The 10527-nt window shown below is 45.2% G+C and carries 11 protein-coding genes and 1 pseudogene; 10 read left to right on the top strand and 2 right to left on the bottom strand.

What is annotated here, in order from left to right:
- Window positions 1-251 precede the first annotated feature (251 nt).
- Window positions 252-557 carry a DUF6506 family protein gene (locus AB840_RS14075; protein WP_048515478.1) on the bottom strand — a complete coding sequence of 102 codons (306 nt, stop codon included), beginning with the start codon at window positions 555-557 and terminating at the stop codon, window positions 252-254.
- A gap of 239 nt (window positions 558-796) precedes the next feature.
- On the opposite strand from AB840_RS14075, the gene AB840_RS14070 reads away from it, so the two are divergent.
- Window positions 797-1561: a 4-hydroxy-tetrahydrodipicolinate reductase gene (locus AB840_RS14070; protein WP_048515477.1), complete on the top strand. Its 765-nt coding sequence runs from the start codon at window positions 797-799 to the stop codon at window positions 1559-1561.
- Window positions 1562-1741: 180 nt separating this feature from the next.
- Here AB840_RS14070 and AB840_RS14065 read toward each other — a convergent pair whose 3' ends face one another.
- A complete protein-coding gene (locus tag AB840_RS14065; protein ID WP_048515476.1) occupies window positions 1742-1954 on the bottom strand; it encodes a cold-shock protein in 213 nt (70 codons plus the stop codon).
- 1146 nt (window positions 1955-3100) lie between these two features.
- Here AB840_RS14065 and glyQ point away from each other — a divergent pair.
- The 9 genes and pseudogenes from glyQ to AB840_RS16840 form a co-directional block, all read left to right on the top strand.
- Window positions 3101-3979, top strand: coding sequence for a glycine--tRNA ligase subunit alpha (glyQ, locus tag AB840_RS14060; RefSeq protein WP_048515475.1), 879 nt, complete (start codon window positions 3101-3103; stop codon window positions 3977-3979).
- Window positions 3980-6028, top strand: coding sequence for a glycine--tRNA ligase subunit beta (gene glyS / locus AB840_RS14055; RefSeq protein WP_048515474.1), 2049 nt, complete (start codon window positions 3980-3982; stop codon window positions 6026-6028).
- A 261-nt stretch (window positions 6029-6289) separates the two neighbouring features.
- Window positions 6290-6457 carry a hypothetical protein gene (locus AB840_RS18190; protein ID WP_200809998.1) on the top strand — a complete coding sequence of 56 codons (168 nt, stop codon included), beginning with the start codon at window positions 6290-6292 and terminating at the stop codon, window positions 6455-6457.
- On the top strand, window positions 6438-7268 hold the full coding sequence (locus AB840_RS18185) for a TonB-dependent receptor plug domain-containing protein (protein ID WP_053078210.1): 831 nt from the start codon (window positions 6438-6440) through the stop codon (window positions 7266-7268). Before AB840_RS18190 ends, AB840_RS18185 begins: the two co-directional genes overlap by 20 nt.
- Window positions 7249-7770, top strand: a complete 522-nt coding sequence (locus tag AB840_RS18180) for a hypothetical protein (protein WP_053078209.1) — start codon at window positions 7249-7251, stop codon at window positions 7768-7770. Before AB840_RS18185 ends, AB840_RS18180 begins: the two co-directional genes overlap by 20 nt.
- Complete coding sequence (locus tag AB840_RS17920; RefSeq protein WP_072061867.1) at window positions 7674-8855, top strand: TonB-dependent receptor plug domain-containing protein; 1182 nt, start codon at window positions 7674-7676, stop codon at window positions 8853-8855. Before AB840_RS18180 ends, AB840_RS17920 begins: the two co-directional genes overlap by 97 nt.
- Window positions 8824-9861, top strand: coding sequence for a hypothetical protein (locus AB840_RS17915; protein ID WP_053078207.1), 1038 nt, complete (start codon window positions 8824-8826; stop codon window positions 9859-9861). Before AB840_RS17920 ends, AB840_RS17915 begins: the two co-directional genes overlap by 32 nt.
- 66 nt (window positions 9862-9927) lie before the next feature.
- A complete protein-coding gene (locus AB840_RS17645; RefSeq protein ID WP_201775885.1) occupies window positions 9928-10323 on the top strand; it encodes a hypothetical protein in 396 nt (131 codons plus the stop codon).
- A gap of 49 nt (window positions 10324-10372) precedes the next feature.
- A pseudogene (locus tag AB840_RS16840) lies at window positions 10373-10527 on the top strand (IS256 family transposase); the annotation flags it as partial.

The raw sequence follows: 10527 nt of genomic DNA, 5'->3' as shown, positions 1-10527 counted from the left end.
AAGAAGGGCTCGTTCTCCAGCGAGGAATCTGTCTTCAAGGTTCTCTATCTCAGGGTAAAGGAACTCTATGCCAAGTGGGAAGGGCATCATATCCAGAACTGGGCGATGGTCAGAAACCAGTTGGCTATGGATGATAAGCTGCAAGCTCGTATCCTGAAATACGAGAAATTTTAAAGCCAGCAATCACTGGTAACGCATCTTCTTTTATGATACCTAAAAAAACTTACACACTTAACTTGACAAACCCTTTCTTACTGGAACAAGTCATCGCCGCTTTTGAAATCAAAGCCGGGATGATGGTCGAATTTTACGGCTCCTACAGAGGCCTTTCCTTTGACGGCCTTGCTCACCATCGCGATTCCTTCATTGCCAAAGCCGGCGCAGAGCTCAATGGCTTTGACTCCCTGGTCAGCCAGGCCTTTTGCGACGATCACGGCTTCATCGTAATTTTTTACACCGACTATTGTCAATTGGACTACCGGGGTATCAATCACGGTGTGGTGTTTTGTATAATCGACCTTCGGAGCCACAAAAATAAAAGCTGCATTTACCTTCATACTGGATCCCTCCTATGATGCTTTCAAATAGACTATTGTTTATTCAGATTATACAACGCAGATCTGCAGAGTGTCAATTCAGGGGAGGCACTCTGTATCAGATTATTTTTAGACGAATGCATGGCATATGTATTCATTACCTGTGCATTTAGTATTATGAATATTTGTAAATTAGAAAATATAAATACATTATGTTATAATTAATCATATACACATTATTTGATAAAAGGAGGGCTAGTATGAAACAAATAAAAGTAGGCCTTGTAGGCTTTGGCCGTACCGGAAAAATTGTGGCAACTGAACTGATACAGGATAATGATATTTGTTTGGCGTGGGTCATCAAGCGATCCCCCGACTTGGAGAAACAGACTGCAGGACAGATTTTACATTTGCAGTCCCATGAAGGGCCTATATACAGCATTGCTGATATTTCAGAGGCTTTTTTCGAGGCGCATCCGGTAGATGTGATTTTGGATTTTTCTACTAGTTCAGCCATCGAACTGTATAAAAATGCGGCAAATGACAGGACGGCTATTGTATCGGCTATTTCACATTATGAGCCGGCTGATTTGAAAACACTAAAGAACTGTGCCGAAAAGGCGGCCGTGTTATATTCGCCTAATATCACGTTGGGTATTAATATTCTGATGATTATTTCACAGATATTGGAAAAAACAGTTCCGCATGCTGATATCGAAATTATAGAGGAACATTTCCGGGAAAAGGAAAGCGTGTCAGGTACGGCGAAAAAGATCGCGGGGATGCTGAACTTACCGGCCGACATGATTCATTCTATTCGGGTGGGCAAAACGGTAGGCAAGCATATGGTTATATTTGGCCTTCCTAATCAGACGATACGTATCAGTCATGAAAGCACAAATCAGGCGGCTTTTGGTCAGGGAGCTATTTTTGCGATCAAGCATATTGCAGGTAAGGAGCCGGGACTCTATGGGATGGAGCAGTTTATTTTAAAAATGTTTAGAGATAACATCCCAATATATTGATGCGGCATTGCAAATTTTCCCAGGTATAAATAGGATTGGGGGAGATTGAGCCGGATTGTAATATCAAAATAGGCAAGCCTCGTCAGTAATCGAGGCTTGCCTATTTTCAGCGCAAAATATTCTTCACATACAAAAAAAGCCCCATCCGAAGATGGAGCCTTTTTGTACATACATTTAAAATTAAAGTGCTTTAACGTTAGCAGCTTTGAATCTGGATGCGTTTTTCGGATCCGGTTCTACGTCAAAACTTACCTTCTGGTTTTCCTGAAGTGTTTTGAAGCCATCGGAAACGATTGCGGAAAAATGTACGAATACATCGCTCTGTCCGTCATCCGGAGTAATAAAACCAAAACCTTTGCTTTCGTTAAACCATTTTACTGTTCCTGTAGTCATTGAAAATTCCTCCTGAAAAAAAAGTACTAATAATGTAAAAAACTCACATAAATCTATAAGGTATCGTACACTAAGTATAACCTTACAAATTTACGTGAGTTTAAACTTTGTAACCAACGAATGTAATTATAGCAAACTATTCCGAAATTGTCAATGAAAAAAAATATATACTTTTTTTTGTTGATAAATCGATGTATGCATAACAGACTCGAATAAAAAATACCTGATATGTTTGCTCAAGTGTGGTATAATAATATAAAGTATAAAATATATATATAGATAGAAGTCAATTATATTTACATCAATTTCCCGATAAGGAATATGATGGGTGGCGGAAAAGGTAGACGTGAGGTCACAAGCACCTCGTACTTTAACCTGATATGGTTTGGTATAGGTATTATGGCCTGATGTGAGCGGCAGATACCTTCGGTCTGACTGACGAAGCATCTTGTAGGGTGCAAATCCCTACCCCATTTTTTAGATAATAACGCACCCCTTAAAAGGGTGCTTTTTTTTGTATGTCTCCCAAATGATTGAAGCTGCGATTCTTCCTGCTGACAGATCATATCTAGTTTCCTTATATTGCGATCGGTATTATCAATGATGAACAGGCGTGTTTGTCTGCATGGGCATGTGATGAGCTATCTGTATTTGGCAGACAGGTATGACTGCGCATCAGGAGCAGGGCCGGTTTTACAGCTTTACGCCGGCGGCCTGTGCGGATCATAGAGATCCAGCATACCCGGTTTTGGTCTGATATGCTTCTCCTTTCTGTTGATCGTAAGCTTGCCCTGCCGAATATGTTATGCGACAGCGTACAAAGAAGAAGCAAGTGCGTATTTTAGATATGTAAATTGACTTTTAGCTTTTTTTTTGCTATGATAATTGGCATGAAGTAAAGGCGATGCAGGAGAGAAGTAGGCATAGGGCAGCGAGATAAGGGCAGTGAGAGCTTATCATGGATATGCTGAAGGCACTCTGAAGGCCGTGACCGGAAATTTCCTCTGCAGGTTAGTGTATGGTCAGATAAATCAAGTGGGCCTTTGGGCCAATCAGGGTGGAACCGCGGGCAGCACGTATACTCGTCCCTGTAACATTTCACAATGTTACAGGGGCTTTTTTTGTTATTAGGAGGGAAATAAGCAGATGAATTTTCAAGATATGGTATCAGCATTGAAAAATTTTTGGTCCTCCCAAGGCTGCATCATTTATGAACCATATGATGTGGAAAAGGGAGCCGGCACCATGAATCCGGCTACGTTTCTGCGTACACTCGGACCGGAACCGTGGCATGTAGCCTACGTGGAACCGTCGCGCCGTCCTGCTGACGGACGTTATGGAGACAATCCCAACCGGCTGTATCAGCACCATCAATTTCAGGTGATTTGCAAGCCGTCTCCCGACAATATTCAGGAACTGTATCTGAAAAGCTTGGAAACGCTGGGGATTGATCCCAGAGAACATGATATACGGTTCGTAGAGGACAACTGGGAATCGCCGACGCTAGGTGCCTGGGGGTTGGGCTGGGAAGTCTGGCTGGACGGCATGGAAGTAACGCAGTTCACCTATTTTCAGCAGGTCGGCGGCATCGACGTCGATCCCGTTTCCTCTGAAATTACGTATGGTATGGAACGACTGGCTATGTATATTCAAGGTGTGGAAAATGTATATGATCTGAAATGGAATGATGAAATTACATACGGTGATATTTTCCATCAAAATGAAGTGGAACAGTCTACCTATGCATTTGAACTCAGTGATGCCGAACTGCTGTTCCGTTTGTTTGACCAATATGAAAAGGAAGCGATGCGTATCGTCAAGGCGGGTTTTGTCATTCCGGCGTACGATTATGTATTGAAATGCTCTCATACCTTCAATCTTCTCGACGCCCGCGGCGCGATCAGCGTCAGTGAACGGGCTGCGTTTATAGGCCGTGTTCGTAATATGGCGCGGTCTTGCGCCAGGGCGTATTTGGAACAGCGTGAAAAGCTGGGCTTCCCTATGCTGAAGAAGGAGGAAAACTAAATGAGCAAAGATATATTACTGGAAATCGGAACGGAAGAAATTCCGGCTCATTATATGCCGGGGATTCTCGGTCAGCTGAAGGAATTGGCTGCCAAGAAACTTGGTGAAGCCAATATTGAATACGGGACGATCCGTTCTCTTGGCACGCCGCGCCGGGCAGTACTGCTCGTACAGGGCGTGGCGGAAAAGCAGGCAGACATTTCGGCAAAGCATAAAGGCCCGTCGGTTCGGATTGCCTATGATGGCGATGGCAATCCGACGAAGGCAGCTGCCGGCTTTGCCCGCGGTCAGAAAATCGATGTTCAGGAGCTTACTGTGGAGGACGGCTATGTCTATGCCAGCGTGACCAGTATCGGCAGCGCATCGGCAGGTCTGCTGCCGGATATCCTCAAAAGCATCGTGTTATCTCTGACCTTCCCGAAAAGCATGCGCTGGGGAAATAAGAATGTCCATTTCGTTCGTCCCCTGCGGTGGCTTGTCGCGTTATTTGGTACAGAAGTCGTTCCCTTTGAAATTGCCGGCGTTCATTCCGGCAAGGTAAGCCGGGGGCATCGCTTTTTGGGAACCGGTGATTTTACTATTCCTTCCATGGCGGATTATGAAACCGTGACCAGGGAACATTTTCTTATCGTCGATCCAGAGGAACGCAGGCAGATGATTCTCGACGGCCTGCAAAAATTGGCGGCAGAAAAAAATGGCACAATTATTATGGATGAAGATCTGCTGGAAGAAGTCGTGTTCCTCGTCGAATATCCGACGGCTTTGTGCGGTGAATTTGATCAGGCGTTCCTGCAGCTTCCCGAAGCGGCTATTATTACGCCTATGAAGGATCATCAGCGGTATTTCCCAATGCGTGACGCAGACGGCAAGCTCATGAACTTGTTTCTCACTGTACGTAACGGCGATGACTACCATTTGGAAACGGTGCAGCATGGCAACGAACGCGTCTTACGGGCCCGTCTTGATGATGCAAAATTTTTCTTTGAGGAAGATAAGAAGCAGAAGCTGGCCGACCGGGTGGAAAAATTGAAGAAAATCGTATTCCAAGACGGTTTGGGAACGCTCTATGACAAGGCGCAGCGCCTGGCGGACATCACGGTATTTCTCAACCACAAGCTCGATCTGGGGCTACAGGAAGAAGCGCTGAAACGGGCGTCCCTGCTGGCCAAGGCCGATCTTGCCACACAGATGGTCATGGAATTTACAGAACTGCAGGGGGTCATGGGGAAGGAATACGCACTTCTCGACGGAGAAGCCCCGGAAGTAGCCGAAGCGCTGACCGAGCAATATCAGCCGCGCTTTGCCGGTGATGATCTGCCGCAGACGGATATCGGCAAGCTTTTGGGTCTGGCAGATAAATTTGATACGATTACAGGGATGTTCAGCCGCGGATTTAGTCCTACGGGCTCACAGGATCCCTTTGCGCTGCGACGTCAGACGATAGGCGTGCTAAATATTCTCATGGAAGCCGGTTGGAATATCAATTGCAGTGAAGTATTTGCTTATATTCTGGGCCTTCTCCATGTAGAAGGAGAAGCACGGGATACCGTTATCTGCCAGCTTCATGAATATTTTACGCTGCGCCTGAAAAATATTTTCCAGGATAAAGGAGTGGACTATCATATCATTGACTGCGTGCTGAGCGCAGATACGCTCAACGCTGCTGAAGCGGCTAAACGCGCGCAGGCTCTGGCGGATGCGGATATGATGGGACAGACAGAATTGCTCCAGGCCTTTACGCGGGTAGGTAACATGATCAAGGATGCTGAAAATACTATCGTCGATCCGGAACTATTTGAAACGGAGGAAGAACGAGCTTTATACAGCGCTTGCCAGGCTATGCAGGTCAATGTACCGGAAAAATATGCCGTCTACGATTACAAGGGCGTAGCCGCGGTATTGTCAGAGGGGATTGCGGCGATCAATGATTTTCTGGATCACGTTCTGGTTATGCATGATGATGAAGCTGTCAGGGACAATCGCATTCACTTGCTTACTCTTGTATTCAGCCTTATCAGTCCGCTCGGTAATATCAAAAAATTATCCTGATCAGTACGGATCCGGATTGAACCAGCATTACATATAACATGAGAAGCAGCAGGGATGATATATTTCATCCCGCTGCTTTTTTTTGCACGTTGCACAGTGGCAATGGAATAAATCATTTTGTGATAGATATAAAAATAAATGTCGGAATGGAGCATTTTGCGTCCGAATGGAGTAGAAAGAGATTTTTCTGTTTGCTATAATGGCAAGTATAAATTGATTTTTAATATCAAAATAGATAGCAAACAGAAATGAGGAAACTCTATGAAACACAAGGTATCGAAAAAACAGCGGCAGGCATGGTATGCCGGTCTGTCTTGTGCGCTTCTGCTGTGGATGACGGCTCCTGTCATGGCAGCGGAAAGTCCAGTGGGGGGGGGGCAATCATTGGGTAATAACACGGGATGTCGTCGTGGAGGCGGACAAGGCTAAAGAGGAAGCCAAGCTGGAAAGCCAGCAGACGACGATCATCACGGCGGCAGACATTGCCAAGAAGCAGGCGAAATCCGTAGAAGATATCATATTCAGCGAGACCGGCGTCTCCCGGACAGTGGATGCTATGGGCCGGGTAACCGTGTCTATCCGCGGGGCAGAACCGCGGCATACCCTGATATTGATAGACGGTCAGCCCGTCATGGGGGACTTTGCCAAGTACAGCGGCGCAGGAGATGAGCTGCAGCGTTTAGGAACGGAAAATGTAGATCATATCGAAATCATCCAGGGAGCCGCGTCGGCTAAATACGGCTCTGATGCCATTGGCGGCGTCATCAACGTCATTACCAAGAAAGCCGCCAAGACGGCAGGTATGCAGGTGAATGTCGAAGGCAGACGGGTCAAACAGGACGGCGATATCTTCCCGTACCAGAATTTCTTCCTGCGGGCGGATTCCGGCCAGATCGGTAAAGTCCGTGCTGCGGTCTATGGCAGTAAGCGGAAAACCATGCCGATCTATAGCCTGGAACGGTTTGGCGGCGACCATAATACGGGATCGGCTATTACCGATGCGGTCAATGAAACGGGAAATGTGCGAAATTCCCTGCGGTACTATGGCGATATCAAAAACATCGGCATGTCTGCGACTTACGATATTGATGACCGCAATACAATCGATTTCAATATGGATAAGACGAAAGAAGATATGGAACGGTACGTGAAGCACTCCAGCAGCGTTTCTGAACCACAGCAGCATTTCAAACGAGAAGGTAGACCGCAATACGTATCGGTTGTCTTATACGGGCAATAACGGCGGCTCTACGGACTGGAAGGTTGACGTCGATTATGCAAAACTGGTAGAAGATGATATTACCATGACATCATATTATGGCAATTCTCAGTATGAAGGTAAAAATTATTTAAATTATCTTGATGACATTATGCATAAACAATGGAATGTTAAAGCCAGTGCTAACACACAGATTAACGACGCCCACTTACTGACCTATGGGTTTGGATATACGAAGGAAACAGGTAAGGAAAATCGCTTAAAAAACGCACCAAAATCCAATATACATACGCGATATATTGACCCCTGGGATTATGATAAAAACCTGTATACGGAGGGTGGTAAAGGAGCTCCTTTTTCTACGATACATGATTATCGAATCGCATATGATGAAAATCATGTGCCATATTACGATCAAAATTATGAATGGTACGGTGTAACGCGAAAAGAGGATGTTCCACCTATACCTATGGAGATTATCTTGCATACGGAGCTTATGCTACCAATGCACTGGCTGAAGTAAAGAAAAAGTGGAGGGAATTCGCCAAACAGCTCCATGATCAAGATCCAACACACAGTCTCAGAATGGCCGTATCGCATTATTATAATTCGAGAACAGCGGCCTACAACGGAAAATTATTTCAAGAAGACTATATCACTTGTCAAAATCGACAGAGTATTGGACAAGTAGCTATAAAAAAACAAAATTTCTTTGTTCAGGATACGTGGCAGATGAACCAGAACACGATCGTTTCGCCTATCTTTCGTGTGGACCCCAGTGATTTATTTGGTACGAATGCGACCTTTAATATGGGGCTGACACACAATATCGGCGGCAAAGCAAATCGCCGCTTCAAGGCGAATGTGGGAACGGGCTATACAGAACCGGGCATGGGAGAACTTTATTACAGTTGGGAAATGTATGCCGGTATGCCGAGTGGAATGGGAGAAGGGCGACTGGGATATTATTGGATCGGCAATCCTGATTTAAAACCGGAAAAATCCGTGAATTTTGATATCGGCATTGAAGGCGAAAATGGAAAAACGTCAGCGCGGATCAATATATTTCATAACCGCATTAAAGATTATATGAGTACGTACTTTACTGGCGAAGTATTAGATTTTAATCCGCCGGAAACGGACTGGGATAAAAAAATGAAATGGCTTACACCGCCCGATATGATATACAGTTTCAGAAATATCGGCAAGGCGGAAATCACCGGACTGGAAGCGGAAGTGACCCAGCAGTTTGATGAGCACTGGTCGGGGAAATTGGGCTACACCTATCTCCATGCTATAAATAAAAGCGATCCCGATATGCCAAAGCAGCTTCTCGATAAGCCCCAGCATAAGGTCGATATCGGCGTGACCTACGAAAATAACGCGTCTCTGTGGGGAGATTATTATATTCATATGCTGGACAGTAACAGTGTTACTAACAATGGTAACTATTTGACCTACGATAAAGACGGAAATATCCAATACGGATTTTCCGAGAAAGGGAAATGGGGCTATCAGAAAAAGACCTTTGGCCTGTGGAATATCTTATTCCAAAAAAAATATCGACAAAGACTCTATGGTATACTTCGGCATCGACAATCTTTTTAACCATCATGACGATGATCAGGCCTTCCAGGAACGGGTCTATAAATTCGGCGTGAATATGAAATTCGGCTCAGACGGACACGACGACGGACCGGCCTCGAAGACCGTAGCCAAGGCCAAGGAAGTCGTTCGTGCCAAGCTCCGTGACGACGACTGGTCTATCCAGGTACCTTTTGACACGGAAAAAGAAGAAGGCGTCGAATTCATCGGCGATTACCGGGCCCGGTGGAATTCCTTCACGGGGAAAGTAAAGCCGTCGGAAGCTCGGGTTACAACCGTTGCAAACGTGGGTACGGCCTATAAAAATTATTTGGAAAAGGCAGACCATGGCTTTGAACAACGCTTTTGTGCCGGCATCGACGCCCGGATCGGCGACAACACGAATGTAACCCTCTTGGGAAGTGTGTCCGGCATGACCGGTGTGGACACCATGCATGACGTGAGTGATTCAAAAGGATTGAACCATCAGCACATGGATACGGTCGATGTGACCCAGCATGCAAATAAATGGGACTTCTCCATCGGCCGCTTGACGGAATCGATGGGGGTGACGGGCTATTGGTTTGGCAAGGAATATGACGGCGGCCGCGCCGTCTGGACCAGCGGGAAAAATCAGGTCCGAGTCGGCTACGGTGATTTCAGTCAGAGTACGGGTGTCAGTGACAGTGCCTATACGCATGCGACGCGGCAGGTCTTTTTCAGGGGACCTACGAAAGCGGAATGGTTAGGAAATATGGGCAGCGATAACCCTGACTATGAAACGATGCAGCAGAAGCTGCAGAAGGCCGCAAATTGGCAGGAAGAGAAAAAAATTTTTCAGGATTATTTAGCGGTGATCAAGGAAAAGAATCCTGAAGGATATACTGAATTGATTAATAAACTTATTGCAGAAAGTGATGATGCGGCAAGTGATGGATTTCAAAAGAGTTTGTATATTGGTATTGAAGCAATAATGCCTGTTTTGGTGAAGACGACAATTACGGACCGTAATGGTAATGTATTCGGTTAATATCTTAGCAATGAAACTGCGGAGGGGATACATCTCAGTCTTCAATATATGAAACCGGAGGATTTTTTGAATGATAAAGAAATAGAAAAACGACTATATACCGGGACATTACATAACCTTGACAGGGTGATACCTAGTATATTTGTAGATGAACATGGTGTTATACATAGAGCTCTGTGGAAAAAAGAAGTAATACAGTATGGGTCTTATACGGGAGCGATGGGACCTATAGGTGGATACCAAGAAGGAGAATATGTCCCTCTTGATCAGGTTGATCCGTCAGATATCAATTCTTTTTCGCCGCCAGATGCGGTATGGAAGAAAGCGTTTGAAAAGGTGACAACTGATTTTAGAAAGAATATTACGCCTTTATCAGATACGTTTAAATCCTATATTCTAAACAACTGTTGGAATCCAGGGGAGTGTATAATAAACTGTGTAAGTAAGTCAGCAACAGATTAAACGATACTCCCCCTCGGGGATGTCAAACACATGCGGAGGTAATAATTTTATGTCAAAGAAACAGCCCACACGGGGTGAATCCCTTGCTAAAGCCATTATCAGTGAATATAAGCCAAAGACCGTGGAAGATATGCAAAACGCTCTTAAAGATGTTTTCGGGCCTATGTTTGAGGCCATGCTGAATGGTGAAATGGAAAATCATCT

The sequence above is a fragment of the Megasphaera cerevisiae DSM 20462 genome, from assembly GCF_001045675.1.
In the GTDB taxonomy this organism is placed as follows: Bacteria; Bacillota; Negativicutes; order Veillonellales; family Megasphaeraceae; genus Megasphaera; species Megasphaera cerevisiae.
This window is presented reverse-complemented; position numbering and strand designations above follow the sequence as displayed.